Source organism: Streptomyces sp. SL06 (genome assembly GCF_058244745.1).
On the sequence record NZ_JBSYOT010000002.1, the window covers coordinates 6,700,124 to 6,725,633 of the forward strand.

The following is a 25,510-nucleotide window of genomic DNA, read 5'->3' on the forward strand; positions in this document are numbered from 1 at the left end:
GCTCACCCCGCCCGGCGCAGCGCCGTCCGGGCCGCCGTGAGGGCCTGCTCGGCGTAGCCGCGTCCGAACAGTACGGTGTGCACCAGCAGCGGGAAGAGCTGGTGCACGCCGACGCGTTCGGCCCAGCCGTCGGTGAGCGGCGCGCTGTCCTGGTAGGCCTCCGTGATCCGGTCCAGGTGGGGGCAGCCGAAGAGGCGCAGCATCGCCAGGTCGGTCTCCCGGTGCCCGCCGTGCGCGGCCGGGTCGATCAGGTGGACGCGCCCGTCGGCGCCCCAGAGCACGTTGCCGTTCCACAGGTCGCCGTGCAGCCGCGCGGGCGGCTCGGCGGGCCCGGCCAGCTCTCGCAGCCGCTCGCAGACCAGCTCGAACGTCGGCCGCCTCGGCGGGCCGCACGGTGCCGGCGTCGACCGCGCTCCGCAGATACGGCAGCACCCGGTGCTCGGCGTACCAGCGGGGCCAGTCGTCGCCGGTGACATTGCGCATCGGGGCGAGCCCGATGTACGCCTCCACGGGGCCGCCGGGCGGCGCGGCACCGAACGCGGGCGCCCCGGCGGCGTGCAGCGCGGCCAGCTCCCGGCCGAACCCGAGCGCCGCCTCCGTGCTCGCCGGCCCCTGTGCCACCCGGTCGGTGACCAGCAGACGTTCGTCCACGCCGTGCACCGTCGGGATCGGCACCGCACCGGCGTCCGCCAGCCAGCGCAGCCCGGCCGCCTCGGCCCGCGCCGCGCCGGGGCCGTCACCGATCTTGACCATTACCGTGCGGCCGTCGTCGAGCCCGACTTCGCTGAGCGCCCCCGACAGCCGGCGCTCACCGGTCACCGCCCGCCCGGTGAACCGGGCCGCGGCGGCCGAGGAGGAGATGGCAGAACCCATGGCACTCAGATTAGGGCCGGCCCATGACCGAGTCCGAGGATGCCGCGGCCGGAGCCGGACGGGTCGAACCGGGAGCAGGGGGTCCGCCGACCCGGTGAAAAACGCCCCGCGTGTCGATCGAACACCCCGGGCGCGGGGGAGCAGTGGGACTATGACCAGTTCAGCGTTTCATCGCACCATCACTCTGCCGGCCCCCGTGTGCGAGCAGGCCGCGGCGCATCTCGAACACGCGGTGCAGAAGGCGATCGACGGTGCCGCGACGCCGTGGCGCGCGTTCCGCGGGGCCGACGGCGGCGACTTCGCGTTCTCGGTCCCGGTCGTCGAGCAGGCCGCGGGCTGCCTGCTGGTGCTGGCCGCCGAAAGCGCCCAGAGCCTGCGGCCCTCCGCGCTGCGCGCCCTGATCACCGTCGCCCTGCACCTGCGGGACGCCGCCGAAGCCGTGCGCCGCCCCGCGATCCCCACCGGGGCCTGGTGAGCCCCGGTCGCTTCACCAGGGTGCGGAAGACCGGGCCCCGCCCCTGAGCGCGGGGCCCCACGCACACACGCCCGGTACCAGGGCGAAGTCCGTTCCGAGTACCGCACGCGTCACCGCGAGCGCACCTGATCACGGCCCCCGGCCCCGGAACACCCGCTAGCGTCCGGTCAGGGCGCCCAGCTTCGCCCGGACGCCGCCCGCCGCAGCCGCGGGGCCGGCCGTGGCCCGGACCGAACGGCGCACCACGTGGGCGTCGTGCCGCAGGCCGTGCGCGGCGTGACGGCCGCGCCACAGCAGCGAGGGCGCGCTGCCGGTGTCGTCCGCCGCGATCAGCAGACCGCCCAGCATGGAGAGATTCTTGAGGAAGTGGATGCGCTGCTGGGCGCGGTCGGACGGGTCCTCCGCCTCCCAGTAACTGTGTGCCGCCAGCGTGGTGGGGACCAGCGTCGCCGCCAGGGCCAGCGCGGCGACGCGCGGACAGCGGCCGAGCCCGAGCATGACCCCGCCCACCACCTGGACGGCGCCGTTGAGCCGTACGAGCTGCTCGGTGCCGTCCGGAAGCGCGGCCACGTGGTCGGTCACCGGCCGGGTGACCGGCTCGGCCACCTGGGCGACGTCCCCGGGCCTGCGCAGCGACTGCAGGCCGCCCGTGACGAACATCGAGGCGAGCATCGGGCGGCCGACCATACGCAGAAGACTCATGACGCTGTCTCGCTCTCTGTCCAGGAGATGCCGGGGGGCCACCGCCGGTGCGGTGCCCACTGGGATCATCAGGTGCCCGCACCGGTCGGCGCCATTCGGTGTCCGGCGCGCCACCGGGCCCCGTCCCACTGCCGGCCGCCGGGTACCCGGGCGCCGCGCATCGAAGCGGGACCACTTGTGGGAGCGCTCCCAAAGGGGCAGGATGCTGCGGTGACTCCGACCGCCGCCGTACGCCCGTACCGTGCCGCCGACGCCCCGGCCCTCGACGACATCTGCATCCGCACCGCGCACAACGGCCGGGACAGCCGGCCCGTGTACGCCGACCCCGCCGTCCTGCCGGTCGTCTTCGCCGCCCCCTACGTCCATCTCGACCCGGACCTCGCCTTCGTGCTGGACGACGGGCAGGGCCGGGCGGTCGGCTACATCCTCGGCACGGCGGACACCCCGCGCTTCGCGGAGGAGTTCCGCGCCAGATGGCTGCCCCGGGTCGCGGACCGCTACCCGGCGCCCCAGGGCCCGCCCGGCACCCCGGACGAGACGATGGCCGCGCTGCTGCACGACCCGGAGCGGATGGTCGTACCCGAACTGGCCGCGTACCCCGCCCATCTGCACATCGACCTGCTGCCCGAGTGGCAGGGCCGCGGACACGGCCGGACGCTGATGCGGACGTTCTGGCGGGCGCTGCGCCGGCGCGGCGTACCGGCCGTCCACCTGGTCATGGCGACGGCCAACGTCCCGGCCAGGGCCTTCTACGACCGTCTGGGCTTCCACGAGATCGCGACGGCGGGCCTGGACCCCGCGGACGTCACCTGCCTCGGACGTACGACGGACGACCCGGACCTGCCCTGACCCGCCGGGCGGGTCGCCCGCGGGGCGCTTCGGCACCGGCAGAAGGGGCACGCGTCACGTCGTACGACCCCGAGCGCCGAGGAGTGGTGCCACATGACCGAGTACGAGCGTTCCCGCACCATGCCCGCCCAGCCCGAGCAGGTCTTCGACCAGGCCGCGAACGTGGGACAGCTGGACACCTGGCTGCCCAGGGAGCTGCACGTGGAGCCCGAGGAACCGCCCGCCGTCACCGTGCACGAGGACCGCACCGACCAGGACACCTCGGCACTGCTGAGTGCCAGGCCCGAGCAGATGCGGCTCGAATGGGGCACCCGGGAACAGGGCAGCTACGCCGGCTGGCTGCAGGTCGCCGGGCTCGACAGCGGGGCCAGCGAGGTGACGGTGCACCTGTCGTTCTTCGACGGCAGCCACGACCCGGGGCGGCGCGCGGTGGCCGACGCCCTCGACGGCAGCCTGCGGCGGCTGGAGGAGCAGGTGAGGATGCGCACCGACAACGCGGCGGGCTGACGGCCGGGTCGTTGACGTACTGCCCCTGCTTCTGGCAGACGGCGTCCGGCCAGTCGGCGGAGCGGACCGCGAGGACGGCGGAGGCGGTGGCGAGCCCGCCGACGGCGAGCGCCGCCGCGGCCGGTGCGGACGGCTGGCCGGTCGCGCGGGGCGAGCGGGAGTCCGTCACCCGAATGGCCCTCGCGCGTTACTGGTCCCGGCCGATCCGGTGTCTCCTGGAGTGTGTCAGCGGCGTCCAGGCTGGGAGGCCGATCATGTACGAAATGTGCGTGGGCCCGGAGAAGAAGGGCGGAGCGTTGGTGTGGCACGTGATGGCCAAACAGGCCGCTGCCACCCTCTGCGGACAGCGACTCCGTGAACGTGTCGAGGCTTCCGACGGCGAACGGGCACGTCACTGTCCGGACTGCATGGCCTCGTTCGAGAAGTTGATGGTGACCACCCCATGCTGACGGACCGTCCGCGACGCAGTCCGCCCCGCCGCATCCCGCGGCGGGGCGGACCGCGTACGGTCCCGCGAGCGGGACGGGAACGCCGTGAACGTCACCCGCACGGGGCGGTGTCACGGCACGGCCCCGGGGAAGCCGCAGGTCGTGTCCGGGCGCGCGTCCTCCCGCGCCGGACGCGAGCCGTGCCGCGGCCGGGATCCCCGAGTCGGCCGCGGCACGGCCCGACGGCATCGAGGCGGACATATGGGTGTCGTCCCCGATGGCGGTGGCCCGGCCGTGTGTGTGATCGTTGAACCGACGCCGCGCCCCGGGACCTGCCCGTGGGCCGGAGGACGTCATGGGGAACCCCCCGTCCCGCCCGTTCGCGGGCGTTGCCGCGCGGTCCGTTCCGGGTGTGCCGTCCGCACCCCGGGTGCCGCAGCGGCCGATGGCCGGTCCTGGCCTGGACGCGGCCCGGGAGCGGGATGCCTGCCGTCGCATGCACGGCACGGCTCCTGCTCGGCACTCCTCCACGGCCCCGCAGCGGCGTCGCGGCGGTCAACGGCGTCCGTTCGCACCACAGACGACCCGTCACCGATGAAGGAGAACCCGCATTCACTCGCGCCAAGTGAAGCCCGCCCGACCCTCCACGCGATCGAAGGCGGTGACCCGTGGGACACGCTGACACCCTGCTCGCCATGGGCGGTGCGTTCCTGGCCGCCGCGTTCCTCGCCCGCCTCGGCGGCAAAATCGGACTGCCGACGATCCCCCTGTTCATGCTCGCCGGCATCCTGCTCGGCCCGCACACCCCCGGCTTCGTCCTGGTCGAGGACGCGCACGACTTCGAGATGCTCTCCGCGCTCGGACTGGTGCTGCTGCTCTTCTACCTGGGCCTGGAATTCCACCTCGACGACCTCCGAAGAGGCGGCAAACGGCTGCTCACGGCCGGTGGCATCTACCTGCTCCTGAACGTCGGCGCCGGACTCGGCTTCGGCTTCGTCCTCGGCTGGGGCGTGCGCGAGGCGCTGGTGCTCGCCGGCGTGCTCGGCATCTCCTCCTCCGCGATCGTCACCAAGATCCTGATCGACCTGGGCCGGATCGGCCGCCCCGAGACCCGTCTCATCCTGGGCGTCATCGTGGTGGAGGACATCTTCCTCGCGCTGTACCTGGCCGCCCTCCAGCCGGTCATCGCGGGCGCGCAGGGCGTGGGGGACACCCTGTTGCAGGCCGGGAAGGCCTTCGGCTTCCTGCTGGTGCTGGCCGCCGCGGCCCGCTACGGCACCCGGGTCGTGGGCCGCCTGATCGCCACCCGCGACAACGAACTGCTCGTCATCAGCTTCCTCGGGGCCGCGGTGCTCGTCGCCGGTGTCTCCGAGGTCCTCGGGGTCGCCGACGCCATCGGCGCCTTCATGGTCGGCCTGATCCTCGCCGGCACCCCGTCGGGGCCACGGATCCGCGAACTGGTGCACCCGCTCCGCGACGCCTTCGCGGCCATCTTCTTCTTCGCCTTCGGGCTCGCCATCGACCCCGGCGACATCGCCTCCGTCGCCGGCCCGGTCGCCGCGGCGGCGGCCCTGACCATCGTCATGAACGTCGCCGCCGGGCTGTGCGTCGCCCGCGTGTACGGCTACGGCTCCGAACCCGCCGCCGAGATCGCCACCACCCTGGTCGCCCGGGGCGAGTTCGCGCTGATCCTGGCCGCCATGGCGGCGGGCGCGGGACTCGACGCGCGACTCGCTCCCTTCATCGCCGGGTACGTCCTGGTCCTCGCCGTCCTCGGTCCCATCGTCGCCGCGCGGTCGTCCGTGTTCGCCGCCTTCCTGCGGTCCGCCGACCGGCTGCTGCGCGGGAAGCCCTCGCCGGCCGCGGCAGGGGACGGCGGGCCCGGCGAGGACGCCGACGCGGACCACTCGTCGGCGTCGATGTCGTCCCGGGCGCCGGCCTCGTCCTCGGAGCCCGCGCAGGCCGAGAGGTAGGCCGGGAAGGCCGTTACGGAGCCGCGCGTTCCGGTGGGAGGATCTGCCCTCGGGGCCGGTGTCCGACGGCGTGGTCGGAGCCGTCCGGGACCGGAAGGAGCCGTCAGTATGATCGAGTGGGTGCCTCTGGGCAGCGGCGCCAGACCCGTCCCCCGACCGGTCGCGGCACCCCTGGTGTGGGCGGGAGCCCTCGGCGGCGCCCTCGCCCTGACGGCACTGCTCAACGGCACCGTGGGCGCGGGCCGTCCGGGGCTCGCCCTCGTGGCGCTCTCCCTGCTGGCGGCCCTGCTCGGGCTCCGCGCCCCGTTCGCCGCCGCCCCGGGAACGGCCGTCCTGTGCTGGCTGTCCCTCAACGGCTTCGCGATACCGCCGGCCGGCACACTGACCTGGGCCGGCCGGCGGGACACGGTGTGGCTGGTCTGCCTGCTCGGCGCGACCCTCGTCGGCACCGTGCTGGCCCGCCTGGTCCACGCGCGGGCCGCCTACCGCCGGCTGACCACGGTGACGGGACCGGGGACGCCGGGACCGGGGACGCCGGGACCGGGTGCCGGACCCGGCGACTGATCCGTGCCCGACCGGCGGTCGGGGAGGGGCGCCGGCACCCGGCGCTGCCCTCCCCGCCGCCTTCGCGTCAGGCCGTGTGCAGAGTCAGCCCGTAGCGGCCGAGGATCTCGTTGATGGGCTGGAACCAGGTCTCCCCGCCGCTGGAGCAGTTGCCCCAGCCGCCCGAGGTGACGCCCTGGGCCTGGTCACCGCTGATGAAGGAGCCGCCCGAGTCGCCGCCCTCGGCGCACACATTGGTCTTGGTCATCTGGTGCACCGCGCCCTGGCTGTAGTTGACCGTCTCGTTCTTGGCGAGCACGGTGCCGCAGTGCCAGTGGGTGGTGGAGCCGGAGCGGCAGATCGAGGCGCCGACGGGTGCCTCGTTCGAGCCGCGCACCAGCTGGTCGGAGACCGTGCCCCAGCCGAGCACCACCGGCACCGTCCACCAGCCGCTGCCCACGCTGACCCAGGCGTAGTCGTTGTCGGGGAACGACGAGCCCTGGAACGTGCCGATGTAGGAGCCGTCCCAGCCGCTGACCCCCGCGCCGGCCCCGCCGCAGTGCCCGGCGGTCACGAACCCGCCCTGCACCGAGAAGCCGATGGAACAGCGGACGTTGCCGGTGTAGTAGGGGTCGCCGCCCACCGTGCCGGCCGCGAGGGTCTGCGGGGCCGAAGGCACCGTCCGCACCGTGACAGGACCGGCCTCGCGGGCCTGGTCCACGAAGCGCTGGACATCGTTGTCAGCGCGCTCGCTTCCGACCACGTCGACGACCACCGCGTTGGCCGCCGGGTCGACGTGCCAGCTGCTCACACCGGCCGGCGCCGTCAGGCCGTCCACGTGTGCCTTGGCCGCGTCGAGCTGCCGTGCGCTGTGCTCCACGGTGCGGACCTGCGCGCCGGTCGCGCGCACGGACCGTACCGTCGAGGGCGCCGCGTCCGAGGTGACGGCCACCGTCAGCCGTCCGGTGCCGGCGTCGAACCAGGAGCCGCCGAAGGCGTTGCCGGCGGCCCGCTGTGCCGCGGGTGCGAGGTCGGTGGCGTCGCGTTCGGCCGCGAGCCGGTCCTCGGCCTCGGCCCGGGTGAGGCCGAAGTCCCGCTGCATGGCGTCCAGGAGTCCGGCGGAGGCCGGCTGCTCGGCGGAGGGGGAGGGGGCGTCGGACGCCGAGGCCGGGAGTGTGCCGATCGCGCTGATGCTGCCGAGCACGAGGAGTCCGGCCAGGCCGAGGTGCCTGAGTCTGCTGCGTCTCACGGGAGTTGCCCTTCGTCGTTCCAGCAAGGTGGGGGTGGAACCGCGTTCTGAGAGCGCTCTCATCGGGTCGCTTCGAGCTTAGCCATCCTGTGTCATCAGGTCCATGCCAATGCAGGATCTTTCCGCGGCGCACCCGCGCCCGTGCCGGGTTGGCCGGCCGCGGACGGGGCACTCAGTGCTGCGTCCCAGTAGCGACGGGTTCCGGACGTGGGAGGCACACGTGGCGGTTCGGCATCGGTTGATCCAGGCGACCCCGCAGGCGGTGTGGAACGTCCTCGCGGACGGCGACCGGTACGGGGAGTGGGTGGTGGGCCCTTCGGAGGCCACCCCCAAGGACGGACAGTGGCCGCAGGTCGGCGCGACGATCGCCTACGAGGTGCGGCTCGGGCCCGTGCGGCTGTACAACGAGTCGGTGGTCAGACGCTGCGTGCCCGGCTCCGAGCTGGAGCTGGAGGCCAAGGCGGGCAGGCTCGGCACCGCCCGGATCGCCATCGAGCTGCGCCCCTGGGGCGAGCAGTGCCTGGTCCTCGTGGACGAACACCCCCTGCGCGGCCCCGGGAGTGTGCTGCACAACATGGGTGTCGAGGCGCTCATCCAGGTGCGGCACCGCACCATGCTGGCCAGGCTCGCCGAACTGTGCGAGTCCGAGGCCGGCGGCCAGTGCCGGCCCGACCCGGCGGACGAGACCGGATCCGTGGCCTACCGACCGGGAACCGGCCGTGCCTGACGCCGTCGTGATCGGGGCCGGCCCCAACGGACTGGTGGCGGCGAACCTGCTGGCCGACGCCGGCTGGAGCGTGGCGGTCGTCGAGGAGCAGCCCGAACCCGGCGGGGCCGTGCGCCACGACAGCGCGGTCGCCCCCGGCTTCGTCAACGACCTGTTCAGCTCCTTCTACCCGCTCGCCGCCGCCTCCCCGGTGCTCGGCGGACTGCGACTGGAGGACCACGGCCTGCGCTGGGCCCACGCGCCCCACGTACTGGCCCACCCCCTGACCGACGGCACCTGCGCCGTCCTCGACCGCAACGTCGCCGTCACCGCCGCCTCCCTCGATGTCTTCGCACCCGGTGACGGCGCCTCCTGGGAGCGCCTGCACGAGGTGTGGGACCGCTACCGGGCCGACATCCTGGACGCCCTGTTCACCCCCTTCCCGCCGGTCCGCGCCTCCGCCCGGCTGGCCCTGCGGCTGCGCGGCGCGGGCGGGCTCAGACTGGCGCGCACCCTGGTGCTGCCGGTGCGCCGGATGGGCGAGGAGGAGTTCAGCGGCGAGGGCGGCAAACTGCTCCTGGCCGGCAACGCGCTGCACGCCGACCTCGCGCCCGAGGCCGCCGGCAGCGGCGGGTTCGGCTGGCTGATGTCGATGCTCGGACAGACCTACGGATTCCCCGTGCCGGTCGGCGGCTCCGGCGCCCTCACCGAGGCGCTGGTCCACCGGCTGCGCGCCCGCGGCGGCACCCTGCGCTGCGGGCGGCGCGTCGAGCGCGTCCTGGTCCGCGACCGGCGCGCGGTCGGCGTACGCACCGCCGACGGGGAGACGGTGGCCGCACGGCGCGCCGTCCTCGCCGACGTGTCCGTGCCCGCCCTCTACGGCGCACTCGTCGCCCCGGAGCATCTGCCGAACCAGCTCCTCGCCGACCTGCGGCGCTTCCAGTGGGACTTCGCCACCTTCAAGGTGGACTGGGCGCTGGAGGGCCCCGTGCCCTGGCGGTGCGAGGACGCGGCGCGGGCCGGCACCGTGCACCTGGCCGACGGCCTCGACGAACTGACCCGGTTCGCCTCCCAGATCGCCATGCGGCAGGTCCCCGACCGCCCCTTCGCACTGTTCGGCCAGATGACGACCACGGATCCGACCCGCTCACCGCGCGGCACGGAGTCCGCCTGGGCCTACACCCACGTCCCCCACGACATCAGGGCCGACGCGGGCGGCGAGGGCATCACCGGGAGCTGGGACGGCACGGAGCGGGAGCTGATGGCCGACCGTGTCGAACGCCAGGTGGAGCGCTTCGCGCCCGGCTTCCGCGCGCTGATCCGGGCCCGCCGTGTGCTGGCCCCGCCGACGCTCCAGGCCATGGACGCCAACCTGGAGGGCGGCGCCATCAACGGCGGCACCACCGCGATGCACCAGCAGCTCGTCTTCCGGCCCGTGCCCGGCAGCGGGCGGCCGGAGACCCCGGTGGCCGGTCTCTACCTCGCCTCCGCCGGCGCCCACCCGGGAGGCGGGGTGCACGGGGCGCCGGGCGCCAACGCCGCGCGCGCCGCCCTGCGCCAGCACCGGTTCGCCGCGCTCTCGCGGGTGCAGCGGGCCCTGACCCGCCGGGACCGCACCGGCGACAAACGGTGACCACCCGCCAAGTCCCCGAGGAGAGGGCCGACCGGTGACAGAAAGTCCCCTGCACAACCGCACCGTCGTGGTGACCGGCGCCGCGCGCGGACTGGGCGCCGCGCTGGCCCGCGCCTGCGCCGGTCGCGGCGCCCGGCTCGCCCTGCTCGGCCGCGAGAAACCGCTGCTGGACGCCGTGGCGGCGGACCTGCCGACCCCGGCGCTTGCCGTCGAGGTCAACGTCACCGACGCCGCCGCGCTGGACGACGCGGCCGACCGGGTACGCGGTCGCCTGGGGCCGCCGTCGGTCGTGGTCGCCAACGCAGGCATCGCGGAGGGCGGCCCGTTCGCGCTGTCCGACCCGGCCGAGTGGAGCCGCGTCATCGACGTGAACCTGACCGGCAGCGCCCACACCGCCCGCGCCTTCCTGCCGGACCTGCTGCGCACCGCGGGCCACCACCTCCAGATCGCCTCGCTTGCCTCGCTCGGCGCCGCCCCGATGATGAGCGCCTACTGCGCCGCCAAGTCGGGCGTGGAGGCCTTCGGCCACTCGCTGCGCGCCGAGGTGGCCCATCACGGGGTCGCCGTGGGCATCGCCTACCTCAACTGGATCGACACCGACATGATCCGCGACGCGGACCGGTACGCGGTCCTGCGCGAGCTGCGGGCTCACCTGCCGGCCCCGGCCCGCCGCACCTTCCCGGCGGACGAGGTCGCCGCCCGGCTGGTGCGCGCCGTGGAGCGCCGCCGTACCGCCGTGTACGTGCCCGGCTGGCTGCGGCTGGCCCAACTGGGGCGCGCGAGCCTGCCGCCCGTGGTCATGCGGCTCTCCCGCCGGGAGCTGCCCCGGCTGGAGGCCGACGGCGCCATGAGCCCCACCGGCCCCCTCGGCACGGGCGGACTGGCCGACCGCGCGGCGCGGAACACGGGGGCATAGCGCCCCCCGGCGCCGCTCGCCGCGCTTGGACCGTCGCGTCGGGGGCTGGGTCGTACGGTGCCGTCCGCCGCCCGGTCGTACGGTGCCGGACCGATCGGGGTGTCGTGGCGCCGGCTTGCGCGGGGTTCGGGCGATGGCACCGCGTGCGCGGCCCAGCGTGCCCTGGACCGTCGCGTCGGGGGTGCCGCTCCGTCGTACGGCGCCGGTCCGGCCGGGGTGTCGTCGCGGCGGCCTGGGCGGGCTCGGGCGTGGTGCCGTGCGCGGGTCAGTGGGGCTCGGAGCGTCGTGCCAGGGTGCGCAGGAGGGCGGAGCGGCCCCGGTCGGGGACCGTCCACAGGGTCTCGCCCCGTACGCCCCACCGTTCCAGCAGGGCGTTGGCCGCCAGGAAGCCGGAGGTGGCGGCGCGTTCCATCAGGGCCACCGGCAGATCCGTACGGACCAGGTCACCGGCGACCACGACGGACGGGTCGGGGGTGCGGACCGTCGGGCGGTCGGCGTAGCCCCCGACGGTGAACAGCGGACAGTCCGACCGCCACTCGTGCCGCGCCGCGACCACGCGGGCCTCCCGGGTCTCCGGATACACCTGGTGCAACCGGTCGACGAGGCGCTTCTCCTCGGCCTCCCGGACGGCCGTCGACGGCAGGGCGTAGGCGTGGAGTTCGACGACCGACCCCCCGGTGCGCGCCGCCCAGCGCGCGGCCTCGCCCTCCCAGTGGGACAGCACGCTGACGTTGTCCAGCGAGCCGTAGCCGCTGGTGCCGAGGAACCCGGGCCGGCCGGAGGCGACCGGACGGTCCAGCCACAGCCGGGACACCAGGAACGGCGGGGCGTTGCGCAGCCGCGCCACCCGCGCCCGCCAGGCGGCGTCACCCAGGTCCGGCGAGCGGTCCACAAGACCCCGCAGACCGCCCGTGTCCAGGGCCAGCACGACGGCGTCGTACGGCCGGACACCGCAGGCGTCGACCACCAGGTGACCGCCGCACGGGCCGGGCCGGACCGCCTCCACGGGCGTGTCCGTCCGCACCTCGGCCCCGTGCCGCGTCAGATGCTCGGCGAGCGGGTCCCACAACGCCCGCGGAAACGGCTCGCGGGGCACGTCGAAGAGCAGACCCTCGCTGGAGCCGAGGAAGTAGATGTGGAACATCAGCGCCATCTCCGCGGCCGACAACTCCCGCGGGTCCGCGAAGAAGCTGCGGGAGAACACCTCGAACGCCAGATGCCGGGCGGCGGCCGGGAAGCGCAGGGCGTCGAGGAAGTCGTGGGCGCTCACGTCGTCCAGCAGCTCGTGGACGCGGCGCGTACGGACGTCGAGGAGGGGCAGGGCCGCCGCGGGCCGCAGGGCGAGCAGGTCGCGCAGTCCGAAGCTGGGACTCAGGGCGACGAAGCCGAGGGCACTGAACGGGGGAGTGCGCGGCACCCGGCGGAAACCGTCGCGCAGCCCGCTGCTGTGGCGCAGCGGATAGTCCGGCAGGCCGGTCAGCATGTCCAGCCCGGGGTCGCAACGGCGCAGCAGGCTCCGCAGGTTGTAGTACTGGCGGAAGAAGGCGTGGAAGCCGCGGCTCATCGTGGCGGACGTACCGTCGGGCAGGCCGACCGGCCACCCCGCGACCCGGCCGCCGAGCACGGGCTCACGCTCGTGCAGCACCACGCGCACCCCCCGCTCGGCGAGCACCGTCGCCGCCGCCAGCCCCGCGATGCCACCGCCGAGCACCGCGACCGACGGCGGATCCCCGGCCACCCGCTCGCTCCCCGGCCGCGCCCGAACCAGCTCCGCCCGCCGGTCCCGCCCCGGGCCCCGCGCTCCACCCCACCGCCTCACCGCACACCCCCACCCGCCGCGCCGCCACTCCGCCCGCGGCCGTCCCGCGCGCGGGCACCCCCGGCCTCCGTGTCCCCGGAGTGGCAGACGAAGGTGTGGGTGATGCCCGTCTGCCGGCCCGGCAGCGGGAGGATCCGGACGTTTTCGAAACCGACCCGGCCCAGGCGCGCGCCGAAGGCCGGCGCCGTGTCGAACTCCCCGACGCTGCGCCACAGATGCCGGTACAGGTCCCGGTCCCCGGTGGCCGCGCCCAGCGGCAGGACGACGCCCCGGCACACCGCGCCCCACACCAGACGGTCCGCGCGCCGCCCGCCGAGCGCGTACTCGTGCACCGCCGGCCTGCCGCCGGGCACCAGCAGCCGGCGTACCGTGCGCAGCACCGCGTCCGGATCGGTCAGGTTGCGGAAGAGGTAGGCGGCGAGCACCGCGTCGAACGGTCCGCGCAGCACGCCCCGGCCCAGTTCCTCCGCCGGGGCGTGGACGAAGCGCACCCGCGACGGCCAGTGCCTGGTCCCGGCCCGGTCCAGCATGCCCGCCGAGGCGTCCACCCCGACGATCTCCGCGGCGGGAAAGGCCGCCGCCAGCGCCGCCGTCGACGCGCCCGTACCGCAGCCCAGGTCCAGCACCCGGCACCCCGCGCCGCCGGCCGCGAGGCCGAGCCGGCGGGCGGAGCGGCGCAACTGGGCGTGGTAGCCGGGATTGAGCGCGACCAGACGGTCGTAGCGGTCGGCGCCGCGGTCGAAGGCGGCGGTCAGCGCGGCGTCGCGCAGCAAGGCCATCGAGGGCATGGAGGGCATCGAGGGCTCCCGGGGGCGTGTCGTCAGCGGACGGGCAGGTGGCGGCGCGGCAGCCACGGCAGTTCGGCCGCCGTGCGCAGCATCGGCAGGACAGGGGTGCGCACCCCGACCGCGAGGTCCTCGTACAGCCGCGAGTGCCCGTCGAGAAAGCGCAGCAGCCGCCCGGCGGGCACCCGGTCGAACAGCCGGAAGAAGAGGTCGGGCCCGTCGACCCGGCCGGTGTCCAGCGCGCGCAGCAGTACCGCGTCCATCAGCCGGGCCCGAGCCGGATGCGGGGGCGGCGGCACCGGGCGGCGGCCCGCGCGCACCGCCGCGGCGACGGCCGCCGACTGCCGCTGCACGGCGGCGAACGTGTAGCCGGTGGAGGGCCGCGTCGCCCCGCCCGCGACCCCGATCCGGAAGACGGCACCGGGCGCCCCGGCCCGCCGCTCGAAGACGGCGTCGGTCATCGGGATCACCCCCTGCTCCGTCGACAGCACCTCCATGGGGCCGGTGCGCAGGACGCGGCGCGTGTAGTCCTCCAGGGCACGGTCGTACTCGCCGGACGTCAGCGGCGTCGGCCCGAACTCGGTGTACTCGACCAGCGCGGTGTGCCGGCCGGTCGGGAGCACATAGCCGAAGGACAGGCCGTACGCCGGCTGCCCGGTGCGGAAGTCCATCAGGTCGACCACCGCCGGATCGAAGACCGGCCGCTCGGTGCGCACGAACCAGCCGCGGAAGTGCTGGAGCAGCCGGGTACGGGCGGGCGGCAGACACTCCGGCGGGCGGGAGTCGAAGACCCAGCGGGCGCGCAGACCGACCCGGCCCCCCGCCGCGTCCCGGCCCGCCACCCACGCCGTCCCGTCCGGCAGGGCGGTCACCGTGCTCACGGTGGCCTCCAGCCGCCGCAGCCCCGGCCGGTCCACGAGGTCGCGGTCCACCAGCGCCTCGAAGTCGTCCGAGCGGATCATCTTGTAGCGCGCCGGAGCGATGTGCCGCCGGACGACCGCCCCGTCCCGGCCGCGCACCCGCAGCCACTCCCAGGACGCCGTCGCCGCGGCGTCGAAGCGGCCGGCGCCCGACTCCCAGAAGCACCAGGTGCGGCGCGGCGCCCGCAGCGGACCGGCGGGCGGCTCGACGAGGACGACGGAGCGGGCCGGGCCGTCCGTCCCGCCCGCCGGGAGCCGGTGCGCCAGGGACAGCCCCGCGGCCCCGGCACCGACGACGACGATGTCCGCGTCGACCACCGCCGCCTCCTTCGCGTCACTGAGCCCTGTCACTGAGCCCTGTCACCGCGCCCCGGCACTCCGTCCCGGAACTCCACCCCGGCCTCCGTACCGGACGACGGAGTATTCCCTCCCCGTGCCGTCCCCGGATGCGCGGCGCGCTGGAGTCCGCGGGCCGGTGCCCGCCGGACGGGTGACCGGCGCGCGTGAACGGGGCCCGGCGGCGTCGTGCCGGACGCGAAGCGGGAAAGCATGACGCCGAATCACCCCACCGGCCCGCGGCGGACACCGGACGGACGGCGCCCCCACCGCCCGCCGCCAGGACCGAGCGGCCGCGGCCGACGACGAGAGGACCCGGGATGCGCCCCAGTACGGCCGGCGACGGCGGCCTTCGGCCACGGGACACGCCGCGCGCGGGCGAGGGAGCGCGATGACGCGGACGGTGACCGGCCGCACCGACCACGTCGTGGTCGTGGGCGCGGGGCTCGCCGGTCTGTCGGCCGCCCTGCATCTGCTGGGCTCCGGACGGCGGGTGACGATCGTGGAGCGCGACCCACTGCCCGGCGGCCGGGCGGGAAGGCGCGAACTCGGCGGCTACCACCTCGACACGGGCCCGACGGTGCTGACGATGCCGGAGCTGGCCGACGAGGCGTTCGCGGCCGTCGGCGACCGGCTGCGCGACCGCGTCGAACTCCTGCCCCTGCACCCGGCCTACCGCGCGTGCTTCGCCGACGGCGGCACGCTGGACGTGCACACCGACGCCGCCGCCATGGAGGCGGAGGTCGAACGGTTCGCGGGCGCCCGGGAGGCGGCCGGGTACCGGCGGCTGCGCACCTGGCTGGGGCGGCTGTACGCCGTGCAGATGCGCCGGTTCATCGACGCCAACTTCGACTCGCCGCTCGGCCTGCTCACCCCCGACCTCGCCCGGCTCGCCGCCCTCGGCGGCTTCGGCCGGCTGGACGCGCGCATCTCCCGGTTCCTGACGGACGAGCGGCTCAAGCGGGTCTTCTCCTTCCAGGCCCTGTACGCCGGTGTCGCACCGGTCAGGGCGCTGGCCGCCTACGCCGTCATCGCCTACATGGACACCGTGGCCGGCGTGTACTTCCCGCGCGGCGGCATGCACGCCCTGCCCCGCGCCATGGCCGCCGCCGCCACCGACGCCGGGGCCGACCTGCGCCTGGGCACGGAGGTCACCCGTCTGGAACGGTCCGGCGCCCGCGTCACCGCGGTCGTCACCGCCGACGGGCGTATCCCGTGCGACGCCGTGGTCCTCACCCCCGACCTGCCCGTCGTCCACCGGCTGCTGGGCCGCCGCCCGCGCCGCCCGGTCGGACTGCGGCACGCGCCCTCCGCGGTCGTCCTGCACGCCGGCACCACCCGCACCTGGCCGCACCTGGCCCACCACACGCTCTCCTTCGGGGCCGCCTGGCACCGGACGTTCGACGAACTGACCAGAACCGGCACCCTGATGACCGATCCGTCCCTGCTGATCACCCGGCCCACCGCGGGCGACCCCGCCCTCGCCCCCGAGGGCCGCCACCTCCACTACGTCCTGGCGCCCTGCCCCAACACCGACCTCGGCCCGGACGCCCGAGCCTGGAGCGACCTCGCGCCCCGCTACCGCGACCGTCTGCTCGCCACCCTGGAACGCCGGGGACTGACCGGCATCGCCGCCGCCGTCGAGGAGGAGTGCCTGGTGACGCCCGCCGACTGGACCGCACAGGGGCATGCCGCCGGCACGCCCTTCTCGGTCGCCCACACCTTCGCCCAGACGGGGCCCTTCCGCCCCCGCAACCTGGTGCGCGGCACGGACAACGCGGTCCTCGCGGGCTGCGGGACCACCCCGGGGGTGGGCGTGCCGACGGTGCTGATCTCCGGCAAGCTCGCCGCCGCCCGTATCACCGGCGCGCCCGCCCGCCGCACGGCGACGAGGGGCGGGCGCCGATGACCCGCCGCGAACTGGACGCCGCGGGCATCACCGACCCCGCCCTGCGCGCCGCCTACACCCGGTGCCGTCTCCTCAACGCCCGCCACGGACGCACCTACTTCCTGGCCACCCGGCTCCTGCCCGCCGACCGCAGGCCGGCCGTGCACGCCCTGTACGGGTTCGCGCGGTGGGCGGACGACATCGTCGACGACATGGGCGCCGGGGCGACGGCCGCCGAGCGCGCCGCCGCCCTCACCCGGCTCGAGCAACAACTGCGCCGGGCGCTGACCGGCACCCGGCCCACCGGCGCGCCCGTGGTGCTCGCGCTGGCCGACACGGCGGCCCGGTACGCCGTCGAACCGGCGCACTTCACCGACTTCATGGCCTCGATGCGCAGCGACCTCACGGTCACCGACTACGCCACCTACGACGACCTGCGCGCCTACATGCACGGCTCGGCCGCCGTCATCGGCCTTCAGATGCTCCCCGTGCTCGGCACCGTGACCGCCCGCGCCCAGGCCGCCCCGCACGCCGCCGCGCTGGGCGTCGCCTTCCAGCTGACCAACTTCCTGCGGGACGTCGGCGAGGACCTGGACCGGGGCCGGATCTATCTCCCGGCCGATCTGCTGGCCGCGCACGGCGTCGACCGGGACCTGCTGCTGTGGAGCCGGCGCACCGGCCGTCCCGACCCGCGCGTCACCGCCGCCCTGCGCGCCGCCGAGGACATCACGCGGGCCGTCTACCGCGAGGCCGCCCCCGGTCTGGCGATGCTGGACCCCGTCGCGCGGCCCTGCATCCGCACCGCGTACGTCCTCTACCGGAACATCCTCGACGCCATCGCGGACGACGGGTACGCGGTGCTGCGCCGGCGGGCGGTGGTGCCCCGCCGCCGGCGCGCGGTCGTCGCCGCCGACGGGCTCGCCCGGGTGCTGGCGGCCCGGCTGAGGGCACGGGGCGCCACCGCGCACCGGACGCCACCGGTGCCCCGCCCGAGCGACATCCGCTCCGCGGGGGAGGCCGGATGAGCCAGGACCCCCGGCCCCGCCGTGGCCGCTTCCCCCTGCGGCTGCGCCGCCACCCCGTGCCCTGGCAGTACCAGCGGCCCACCTGGCGCGAGGCCCGCCCCGCCGTCATCGCCGGGGCCCTCGCCCGCGCCCTGGCACGGCCCTCGGGCAACTGGTACGTCCTCGGCGCGAGCACGGACGTACCGGCCGACCGCCCGCTGTCGGGCTCGGTCGCCGGCGTCGAGGTCGTCGTCTGGCGGGACGCGGCCGGACGCCTGGTGGGCGGGCCCGGCGCCTGCCCCCACCTCGGCGCACCGCTGGCCGGCAGTCCGGTGCGGTGCGGCACGCTCGTGTGCCACTGGCACGGACTCGCCCTGAACGGCGCCGCGTTCGCCGGCTGGGAGCCGCTGCCGGTCCACGACGACGGCGTACTGGTGTGGGTACGGCTGGACACCGTGGGGGCGCAGTCCCCGACGCCGGTGCCCCTCGTGCCCGCCAGACCGGACCGGGAGGCGGCCCTGACATCCGTGTGGCGCGGGGTCGGGGTCTGCGAGCCCGAGGACATCGTCGCCAACCGGCTCGACCCGTGGCACGGCGCCTGGTTCCACCCGTACTCCTTCGTGGACCTCGCCGTCGTCGAGACGCCCGGACAGAGCCCGGACACCGCCGAGGACGGCGACCGCTTCGTCGTGGACGTGTCCTTCCGGCTCACCGGCCGCCTCGTCGTCCCCGTACGCGCCGAGTTCACCGCACCGGGGCCCCGCACCGTCGTGATGCGCATCGCGGAGGGCGAGGGCGCCGGGTCCGTGGTGGAGAGCCACGCCACACCGCTCGGGCCGGACGAGCGGGGCCGGCCGCGCACGGCGGTCGTCGAAGCGGTGCTGGCCGTCTCGGACCGGCCGGGCTTCCCCGTGGCCCGCCGCCTGGCACCGGTCCTGCGCCCCCTGATGCGCGCCGCCGCGGCCCGCCTGTGGCGCGACGACCTCGCCTACGCCGAACGCCGCAGACTCCTGCGCGACCACGACCGCGACCGTGACCGGTTTCCCCGTTGATCAGAGAGGTGCGGTGTGCAGACCTTTCTGCCTTGCCCCGGTTTCCGGGAGTCCGCGCTGGTTCTGGACCAACGCCGGCTGGGGAAGCAGCGGGTCGAGGCGCTCCAGGTGCTGCGGGGGCTGACCGTGCCCGGCTACGGCTGGCGTCGGCATCCGGCGGTGCGGATGTGGGCGGGCTACGAGGAGGCACTCGTCCGGTACGGCCTCGCGGTCTGCCGGGTCTGGCGCGAGCGGGGCCACCAGGACACCTGCGCGGCCTCGCTCGTCGCCGGGCTCGCCGCGGACCGGCCCGGCGAGCCGGTGCGGGACCAGCCGGAGCTGGCGCGCGCCGGGGAACTGCCGCCCTGGCTGGGGGACGAGGCCTTCCACCGCAGCCACCGCTCGGCGCTGGTGCGCAAGGACCCCGGCGTGTACGCCGAACTGTTCCCCGGCGTCCCGGACGACCTGCCCTACGTGTGGCCGGCCTCGGACCGGGAGCGCGGAGAGCCGCAGAGCCCCTCGTAGGACGGTCAGTTCCGCCGGCCGGAGAGGTCCTTCAGGTCGATCGTCCGGTCGGCCGGCGGCAGTTCGGGACGGACCGGCTCGTCGTAGTCGCCGAACGTGACGCCGCCCGGGGTCTTGCCCCCCTCGGTCGTCGTCCGCAGGATGTACGGCTCGCCCTCCGTCGCCACGTACAGGGCGAATGTCTCGCCGGTGGACTTCTCCTTCGTCAGCTTCAGCGCCCGCGCGCCGTCGATTCGCGTCGTGGAGCCGCGCTTCATGCCCTGACGCCCGGACTTGTCCCCGTCCATCGCGGCGATGAAGGCGTCCTTGTCGCAGACACCTGCGGTCGTGGCGTCGTTCGCCGGCATCTTCACCCACCTGTCCTTCAGTTTCGCCACCATCTTCCGGCCCGCGTCGGGCTGTTGACTCAGGGCGGTCTGCCAGTACCGCTCGTCACCGCGCAGGTAGAGGACCTCGTCGGTGTGCCGGACCTCCGCCAGGGTGTCGCCGGTGCCGATGCTGCCCCGGCAGTTCCGCTCCTGGTCGACCGAGAACGTCGATGGTGATGGTGTTGCCGTCCTCCATGCGTGTGCCGCCCTTCACATGCATGGACTTCGCCTGCCGGGTGGCCTCGACCGCCTTGGCGGCGATGTCGTCGGCGCTCTGCCCCGCGAAGGGCCTTCCCTCGTCGGAGCCTCCGCCGCAGCCGGCCAGCAGGGCGAGCGAGACGCTCGTGGTTGCCACGGTGATCGCCATGTTGCGGGTACGCACTGACAGTCCTCTCACGTGTCTGCTCATGAACCGTGAAGTCCCTCGCCGACCCGATCCGTTGGTGCCGGGACGTACCGAATACCCCGATTGCCGCGACCTGCACACACAGAGAGAACCGATGAACCCGGCGTGAGCGGCGCGGCGTGGCGCTCAGGGCAGCAGGGGCAGGGCCGCGCAGTTGGAGCCGGCCGGCTTGCCGGAGAGCCGGTCGGTGAGCCAGGAGATGGCGGTGCCCTGGTCGGTGAGCAGGGGAGCGGCGTGGTTGAGCAGGCCGCTGCCCACGCCCGGGAGCAGGACGGGAGCGTAGCTGACCTTCGCGCCCTCGCGGCACCAGTCGACGGCCAGCCTGCGGGCCTGTCCGTGCGGGACGAGGTTGTCGCCGACCCCCGTCGCCACGCGCACCGGACCACTCGGCTTCAGCGTGCCGAGCCGCTGCTTGTCGAGGAAGGCCTGTAGCGCGGGCTCGGCCCGGACGACCTCGTTGAGCGACTGCCCGGTCTTCGTCCAGGCGGTGCTGCGGGCGAAGCCGTAGGAGAGGAGCGCGTCGCCGATGCACATGGTCGACAGGTCCTTCAGCGCCGCCTCGCCCGCGGAGTTGACGTACCGGTCGGCGATGGGCCGCAGGGACGGCTCGCTCTGGAGGAAGCCGTTGAGCGACCAGCCCAGCGCGCCCGCCAGTTCGCTTCCGTCGATGGCCTCCGTGACCTTCGCCAGGTCGGCGGGCGGCGCGCCCGCGTAGGTGCCCGCCAGTTCAACGTCCGGGGCGTAGGACGCCTGGAGTTCGGCCGCGGCGGCGGTGGCCCCGCCGCCCTGGCTGTAGCCGAACAGCCCCACCCGGGAGGCGGTGGTGACCGACGAGGAGTCCAGGGCGCGCGCGGCGCGTACGGCGTCCAGCACGGCGTGGGCCTCGTCCACGCGGTTGACGTAGGTGTGCAGCCGGTCTGTGGCGCCCAGGCCGACGTAGTCGGTGACGACGACGGCGATGCCCCGGGCCAGCAGCCGGTAGACGGACAGGTTCTCGTAACCCACCGAGACCGTCTGGCTGTTGATCCGCAGCGGGTGCTCCAGGGCCATCGACGCGGCGCACTGGTCGCCCTGGCCCATGGTGCCCGGGGCGACGGCGACCAGGGGGCGGGGCCCGCCGCCCGACCACTTCGCGGCCGGCTCGATGTAGGCGCCGGTCACGGCGACCGGTTCGCCGCCCGCGTCGGTGGACTTGTACATCAGCCGGGTCGCCCGGCCCGGGAGGGGGCCGTCGAGACCGGGCAGGCTCAGCGCGAGGGGGAGGGGTGCACTGCGGACCAGCGTGCCGTCGGCGCCGGGGAGTTCGGACGGCGGGGAGTAGAAGGCCGGGATCTCGACGCCCCGGGAGACCTCCGTGGCCGATTCGGTCGCCGGTGAGCCGGCCGCGGCGGCCGGGACGGCCTGGGCGCCGAGCGCGAGCGCGGCCGTGATCGCCGCGGCGAGCAGACGGGAACGTGCGGGCATGGCGAACCTCCTGGGGAAGGGCCGGAACCGGTCGTCCGCGCTCCGGTGGGGGTGAGGGCCGTGGGCGCGCCTGTTTCTGTGGGGTTACCGGACCGTAACCGCGAGGGAGTTACCCCGGGTAGCACTCGGTCGGTTACGGTTCAGTAACTTGGCGCGCCGCCCTCTCCCGCCCCTCGGCCGCTAACGGCGGCTGCGTACCAGGAGGTACAGGAAGTACGGGGTACCGATCACCGCCGTCATGAGTCCCGCGCCGAGCTGGGCCGGGGCGATCACCGTGCGGCCGAGCAGGTCGGCCGCGCAGACGAGGGCCGCGCCCAGGAGGATCGCGACCGGCACGACCCGCACGTGCCGCCGGCCGACCAGGGCGCGGGCCGCGTGCGGGGCCACGAGCCCGACGAACCCGATGGTGCCCGCGCAGGCCACCGCGGTCGAGCTGAGGACGACACTCAGCACCAGGAACCCGAGCCGGCCCGGGGCCAGCCGCAGCCCGAGCAGCCGGGGCGTGTCCTCGTCCAGCGAGATCAGGTCCAGCTCGGTGCGCCGGGCGACCGCCACCGCGATGCCGACCGCCAGGGCCAGCGCGACCGGTGCGATGTCCGGCATGGTCCGCCCGTAGGTGGAACCCGACAACCAGGTCAGCGCCTTGGTCGCGTTGAACGGATCGGTGAGCACGATCAGCAGGCTGATCAGCGCCGTCGTCGCGGCGGCCACGCCGATGCCGACGAGGATCAGCCGGTTCTGCCGGAAGCCGCCCCGCGCGGCCAGCCCGAAGACGACGAGCGCGGTGATGCCGGACCCCGCGAACGCGGCCCCGGCGACGCCCCAGGTCCCGGCCGCCGGCGCGGTGGTCACCAGGATCACGGCACCCAGCGCGCCGCCGCCGGTGACGCCGAGGACGTTCGGCTCCGCGAGCGGGTTGCGGGTGACGGCCTGCACCAGCGTGCCGGCCAGGGCGAGCGCCGCACCGGCGCAGAGCGCGGCGAGCACCCGGGGCACCCGCGTGTCCAGCACGAAGGAGACCGTCCGCCCGGCCCGCCCCTGCGCCCAGTTGGCGATGTCGCCGAGCAGCAGCTTGCTGTCTCCCACCAGCACGGCGGCGACCACGAGGCCCACCAGGACGGCCACCAGGGCGGCGACCGTGGCCAGGAACGCCGCCCGGCCCGGGATCCGCAGCCGGTCCGGGGCGCCGGCCCCGCCGCTGTCCCGCACCCGCAGCGCCATGGCGACCAGGAACACGGCTCCGACCAGGCTGGTGACCACACCCGTCGGCACGGCCACCGCCCGGTCGTCCGCCACCAGGGCCCGCAGCAGCACGTCCGAACCGAGCACCAGGGCCGCGCCGGTGAGCGCCGCCGCGGGCATGGCCGTACGGGAGCGCGCGAAGCCGTGGAAGCGGCGCACGAGCGGGCGGACGAGGGCGGGGGCGCACAGTCCGACGAAGCCGATGGGCCCGGCGAGCGTGACCGCGGCGGCGGACAGCAGCGCCGCCAGCACGACGACCGTGACCCGGGTGGCCCGGACCGGGACGCCCAGGCCCCGCGCCGCGTCGTCGCCCAGGGCCAGCGCGTCCACCCGGCGGGCCGTCAGCATCAGCCCGGCCAACCCGAGCAGGGCGATCGGCAGCATCTGCAGGACGCCGTCGAAGCCGTTCTGCGCGATGCTGCCCTGGTTCCACTGGTAGAGGCCCTCCGTCTGCTCCGGGAAGAGCAGCAGCAGTCCCTCCGTCATGGAGTTCAGGCCCAGCATCAGCGCGGTGCCGGCCAGCACGAGCCGGACCGTCCCCGTGCCGAGGCCGGACAGACCGAGCACGACGGCCGCCGCCGCCAGACCGCCCACGAAGGCGACGCCGGAGGAGGCGATCATCGGGAGGGAGACGCCGGTGGTGCCGACCAGTGCGAGCGCCAGATAGGAACCCGCGTTCACCGCCAGGGTGTCGGGGGAGGCGAGCACGTTGCGGCTGACCGCCTGGAGCACGGCGCCGGCCATGCCGAGGACGGCGCCGACCAGGAGCCCCGCGGTCATCCGGGGCAGCCGGGACGCGATCACCACGGACGCGTCGCCCGGATCGGCCCGCCCGGTCAGGGCCTTGAGGACCTCGGACGGGCCGACGGCGGCGGTGCCCTGGGTGATGTCGACGACGGCGAAAACGGCGACGAGCAGGACGATCGCGGCCGTCACCGCGGCGGCGCCCGACCGGGTCGCGGGGACCGCAGGGGCAGGGGCCGCGGGTTCGGTTGCGGTGACGGCCATGGCCTCGCTACTTCGTCAGCGCGCCGACGAGGGCGTCGATGTACGCCTCCATCGACCCGGGACCACCGAACATCCAGATGCCGTCGTCCAGCCGGTGCACGTCGCCGGCCTTCACGAACGGCAGGGACTTCCAGACGGAGTTCTTGGTGAGCGCGCCGGTGAACGGGGTGGCGCTCGGGTCGTCCTCGTTGCCGATGTAGGCGAACTGGACGTCCTTCGGCAGGGCGGTCAGGCCCTCCACATCGGTGGAGCCGAGCCCGTAGGCCGCGTCGCCCTTGACCTTCCAGGCGTTGGTCAGGCCGATCGCCTGGTTGACCTCACCGATGAGCGAGGTCGCGGTGTAGGGGCGGATCGAGACCTGGTTGGAGGCGACGTAGCCGTCCGCGAAGGCGATCTCCTCGCCGGCCAGCCCGGCGTCGGCCAGGGTCTTCCTGCCCTCGGCGACCTTCGCCTCGAAGCCCTCGCGCAGCGCCTTCGCCCGGTCCGAGGTTCCGGTGGCCTTGGCGATGAGGTCGATGTTCGCCAGCATCTGGTCGATCTGGCCGGTGCCGTCGGCGGAGGTCACCTCCACCACCGGGGCGACCTCGCGCAGTTGCTTCACGGCGGCGGGGGTCAGGTCCGTGGTGGCGACGATGAGATCGGGGGAGAGGGAGGCGATGGTGTCCATGCTCGGCTCGCCCCGGGTGCCGATGTCCTTGGGCTTGTTCTTGAGCGGGACGGCGCTGTCCCAGGTGTTGTAGCCCTTGACGTCCGCGACGCCGACCGGGTCGACGCCCAGGGAGACGAGGCTCTCGACGACGTTCCACTCGGTGGCGACGACCTTGGTGGCCGGGCCGTCGAGCTTCACCTCGGTGCCCTTGCCGTCCTTGAGCGTGATGGCCTCGGAGGCCTTCTTCTGCGACGTGTCGGCGGCGGGTTCGGTGGTGCCGCAGGCGGCGAGGGTGAGCGCCGCGGCGGTGGTGGCGGCCGCGGTCAGCAGGAGGCGTCTCATGAGGAGGTGCCGAGCCTTTCGGTTCGTATGTGGTGGCGGCCGATCGGGCGGGTGCGCAGTCGGCCGGTCAGGGGATCGGTGGCGACCTCGATCCGGATGCCGTACACGGCGGTGAGGCGTTGTGGCGTCAGTACGTCCTCGGGCGGGCCGTCGGCGACGATCCGGCCCTCGTCGAGCAGCGTGATCCGGTCGGCGACGGCCGCGGCCTGGTCGAGGTCGTGCAGGACGACACCGACCGCGATGCCGTGGTCGTCCGCCAGATCCCGGACGAGGTCGAGGAGTTCGACCTGGTAGCGCAGGTCGAGGTAGGTGGTGGGTTCGTCCAGGAGCAGTACGCCGGTCTCCTGGGCGAGGCAGCTCGCGAGCCACACCCGCTGCAACTGCCCGCCGGAGAGGTGGTCGGCGCCGCGGTCGGCGAGGCCGTCGACGCCGGTGAGCGCGAGTGCCCGGTCGACGGCGGCCCTGCCGTCCGGGTCGGGCCGCCCCCAGCGGCCCCGGTACGGATAGCGGCCGAACTCGACGACGTCCCGCACGGTCAGCCCGCCGGGCGTCGGGCGCCCCTGCGTCAGCAGGGCGACGTGGCGCGAGAACTCACGGGAGGTCAGCGCCAGGGCGTCGGTGTCGCCGTCGATGCCGATGGTGGCGCTGCGGGCCCGCTGGAGCCGGGCGATCGTCCGCAGCAGCGTGGACTTCCCGCTGCCGTTCGGACCCACCAGGACGGTCACTTCGCCGGGCCTGAGCCCGACCGTCGCGTCGTGCACGACATCGACACCGTCGTACGACACGGTCACGCCGGTCGCCGACAGTTCGTGACCGCGCAGGCGCGGGCCGCCGGCTGTGTCTTCACCAGATCTCACATGATGAAGGTT

Annotated in this window: 23 protein-coding genes and 1 pseudogene; 12 read left to right on the forward strand and 12 right to left on the reverse strand. The window is 74.9% G+C overall.

The window, feature by feature from the left end; all coding sequences use genetic code 11:
• Positions 1–2: 2 nt before the first annotated feature.
• Positions 3–873, reverse strand: a pseudogene (locus AC4IHM_RS30750) (fructosamine kinase family protein).
• 151 nt (positions 874–1,024) lie between these two features.
• Between AC4IHM_RS30750 and AC4IHM_RS30755 the strand changes: the two are divergent.
• Entirely contained in the window at positions 1,025–1,348 is a 324-nt protein-coding gene (locus AC4IHM_RS30755; protein WP_490870233.1) for a hypothetical protein, read from the forward strand.
• Between the two features lie 156 nt (positions 1,349–1,504).
• Here AC4IHM_RS30755 and AC4IHM_RS30760 read toward each other — a convergent pair whose 3' ends face one another.
• Positions 1,505–2,050: a DoxX family protein gene (locus AC4IHM_RS30760; RefSeq protein WP_490870234.1), complete on the reverse strand. Its 546-nt coding sequence runs from the start codon at positions 2,048–2,050 to the stop codon at positions 1,505–1,507.
• 210 nt (positions 2,051–2,260) lie between these two features.
• On the opposite strand from AC4IHM_RS30760, the gene AC4IHM_RS30765 reads away from it, so the two are divergent.
• The 4 genes from AC4IHM_RS30765 to AC4IHM_RS30780 all read left to right on the forward strand — a co-directional run bounded on the left by AC4IHM_RS30765 (position 2,261) and on the right by AC4IHM_RS30780 (position 6,371).
• A complete protein-coding gene (locus AC4IHM_RS30765) occupies positions 2,261–2,899 on the forward strand; it encodes a GNAT family N-acetyltransferase (RefSeq protein ID WP_490870235.1) in 639 nt (212 codons plus the stop codon).
• A gap of 93 nt (positions 2,900–2,992) precedes the next feature.
• Positions 2,993–3,406 (forward strand): SRPBCC family protein, encoded by a 414-nt coding sequence (locus tag AC4IHM_RS30770; protein ID WP_490870236.1) that lies wholly within the window; start codon positions 2,993–2,995, stop codon positions 3,404–3,406.
• Between the two features lie 1,096 nt (positions 3,407–4,502).
• Positions 4,503–5,807 (forward strand): cation:proton antiporter, encoded by a 1,305-nt coding sequence (locus AC4IHM_RS30775; RefSeq protein WP_490870237.1) that lies wholly within the window; start codon positions 4,503–4,505, stop codon positions 5,805–5,807.
• A gap of 108 nt (positions 5,808–5,915) precedes the next feature.
• Positions 5,916–6,371, forward strand: a complete 456-nt coding sequence (locus AC4IHM_RS30780) for a hypothetical protein (protein ID WP_490870238.1) — start codon at positions 5,916–5,918, stop codon at positions 6,369–6,371.
• A gap of 67 nt (positions 6,372–6,438) precedes the next feature.
• Here AC4IHM_RS30780 and AC4IHM_RS30785 read toward each other — a convergent pair whose 3' ends face one another.
• Positions 6,439–7,599 carry a S1 family peptidase gene (locus AC4IHM_RS30785; RefSeq protein ID WP_490870239.1) on the reverse strand — a complete coding sequence of 387 codons (1,161 nt, stop codon included), beginning with the start codon at positions 7,597–7,599 and terminating at the stop codon, positions 6,439–6,441.
• Positions 7,600–7,819: 220 nt separating this feature from the next.
• Between AC4IHM_RS30785 and AC4IHM_RS30790 the strand changes: the two genes are divergently transcribed.
• Genes AC4IHM_RS30790 through AC4IHM_RS30800 form a run of 3 tightly spaced genes read left to right on the forward strand, consistent with a single transcriptional unit; the run spans position 7,820 to position 10,854 of the window.
• The gene (locus AC4IHM_RS30790; RefSeq protein ID WP_490870240.1) at positions 7,820–8,326 is read left to right on the forward strand and encodes an SRPBCC family protein; all 507 of its coding nucleotides are present in this window, start codon (positions 7,820–7,822) and stop codon (positions 8,324–8,326) included.
• The gene (locus AC4IHM_RS30795) at positions 8,319–9,938 is read left to right on the forward strand and encodes a phytoene desaturase family protein (RefSeq protein WP_490870241.1); all 1,620 of its coding nucleotides are present in this window, start codon (positions 8,319–8,321) and stop codon (positions 9,936–9,938) included. The genes AC4IHM_RS30790 and AC4IHM_RS30795 overlap by 8 nt, the downstream gene beginning before the upstream one ends.
• Before the next feature lie 34 nt (positions 9,939–9,972).
• Complete coding sequence (locus AC4IHM_RS30800) at positions 9,973–10,854, forward strand: SDR family oxidoreductase (RefSeq protein WP_490870242.1); 882 nt, start codon at positions 9,973–9,975, stop codon at positions 10,852–10,854.
• Between the two features lie 265 nt (positions 10,855–11,119).
• On the opposite strand, the gene AC4IHM_RS30805 is transcribed toward AC4IHM_RS30800, so the two are convergent.
• Genes AC4IHM_RS30805 through AC4IHM_RS30815 form a run of 3 tightly spaced genes read right to left on the reverse strand, consistent with a single transcriptional unit; the run spans position 11,120 to position 14,729 of the window.
• On the reverse strand, positions 11,120–12,673 hold the full coding sequence (locus AC4IHM_RS30805) for an FAD-dependent oxidoreductase (RefSeq protein ID WP_490870243.1): 1,554 nt from the start codon (positions 12,671–12,673) through the stop codon (positions 11,120–11,122).
• Positions 12,670–13,452 (reverse strand): methyltransferase domain-containing protein, encoded by a 783-nt coding sequence (locus tag AC4IHM_RS30810; RefSeq protein WP_490870989.1) that lies wholly within the window; start codon positions 13,450–13,452, stop codon positions 12,670–12,672. Before AC4IHM_RS30810 ends, AC4IHM_RS30805 begins: the two co-directional genes overlap by 4 nt.
• 41 nt (positions 13,453–13,493) lie before the next feature.
• Positions 13,494–14,729, reverse strand: coding sequence for a lycopene cyclase family protein (locus tag AC4IHM_RS30815; protein WP_490870244.1), 1,236 nt, complete (start codon positions 14,727–14,729; stop codon positions 13,494–13,496).
• A 376-nt stretch (positions 14,730–15,105) separates the two neighbouring features.
• Between AC4IHM_RS30815 and crtI the strand changes: the two genes are divergently transcribed.
• The 4 genes from crtI to AC4IHM_RS30835 are packed head-to-tail and all read left to right on the forward strand — an operon-like array spanning position 15,106 to position 19,162.
• Positions 15,106–16,623, forward strand: a complete 1,518-nt coding sequence (crtI, locus tag AC4IHM_RS30820) for a phytoene desaturase family protein (protein WP_490870245.1) — start codon at positions 15,106–15,108, stop codon at positions 16,621–16,623.
• Entirely contained in the window at positions 16,620–17,627 is a 1,008-nt protein-coding gene (locus AC4IHM_RS30825; protein ID WP_490870246.1) for a phytoene/squalene synthase family protein, read from the forward strand. Before crtI ends, AC4IHM_RS30825 begins: the two co-directional genes overlap by 4 nt.
• Positions 17,624–18,658 (forward strand): Rieske (2Fe-2S) protein, encoded by a 1,035-nt coding sequence (locus AC4IHM_RS30830; protein WP_490870247.1) that lies wholly within the window; start codon positions 17,624–17,626, stop codon positions 18,656–18,658. The genes AC4IHM_RS30825 and AC4IHM_RS30830 overlap by 4 nt, the downstream gene beginning before the upstream one ends.
• Before the next feature lie 15 nt (positions 18,659–18,673).
• Entirely contained in the window at positions 18,674–19,162 is a 489-nt protein-coding gene (locus tag AC4IHM_RS30835) for an MSMEG_6728 family protein (protein ID WP_490870248.1), read from the forward strand.
• 5 nt (positions 19,163–19,167) lie between these two features.
• Here AC4IHM_RS30835 and AC4IHM_RS30840 read toward each other — a convergent pair whose 3' ends face one another.
• The 6 genes from AC4IHM_RS30840 to AC4IHM_RS30865 all read right to left on the reverse strand — a co-directional run bounded on the left by AC4IHM_RS30840 (position 19,168) and on the right by AC4IHM_RS30865 (position 25,498).
• Positions 19,168–19,515 (reverse strand): hypothetical protein, encoded by a 348-nt coding sequence (locus tag AC4IHM_RS30840; RefSeq protein WP_490870249.1) that lies wholly within the window; start codon positions 19,513–19,515, stop codon positions 19,168–19,170.
• Between the two features lie 79 nt (positions 19,516–19,594).
• Complete coding sequence (locus AC4IHM_RS30845) at positions 19,595–19,912, reverse strand: hypothetical protein (RefSeq protein WP_490870250.1); 318 nt, start codon at positions 19,910–19,912, stop codon at positions 19,595–19,597.
• 150 nt (positions 19,913–20,062) lie between these two features.
• The gene (locus tag AC4IHM_RS30850; protein ID WP_490870251.1) at positions 20,063–21,400 is read right to left on the reverse strand and encodes a lipase family protein; all 1,338 of its coding nucleotides are present in this window, start codon (positions 21,398–21,400) and stop codon (positions 20,063–20,065) included.
• 180 nt (positions 21,401–21,580) lie between these two features.
• Positions 21,581–23,650, reverse strand: coding sequence for an iron ABC transporter permease (locus tag AC4IHM_RS30855; protein WP_490870252.1), 2,070 nt, complete (start codon positions 23,648–23,650; stop codon positions 21,581–21,583).
• Between the two features lie 7 nt (positions 23,651–23,657).
• A complete protein-coding gene (locus tag AC4IHM_RS30860) occupies positions 23,658–24,641 on the reverse strand; it encodes an iron-siderophore ABC transporter substrate-binding protein (protein WP_490870253.1) in 984 nt (327 codons plus the stop codon).
• Positions 24,638–25,498 carry an ABC transporter ATP-binding protein gene (locus AC4IHM_RS30865; RefSeq protein ID WP_490870254.1) on the reverse strand — a complete coding sequence of 287 codons (861 nt, stop codon included), beginning with the start codon at positions 25,496–25,498 and terminating at the stop codon, positions 24,638–24,640. The genes AC4IHM_RS30860 and AC4IHM_RS30865 overlap by 4 nt, the downstream gene beginning before the upstream one ends.
• Positions 25,499–25,510: the final 12 nt, after the last annotated feature.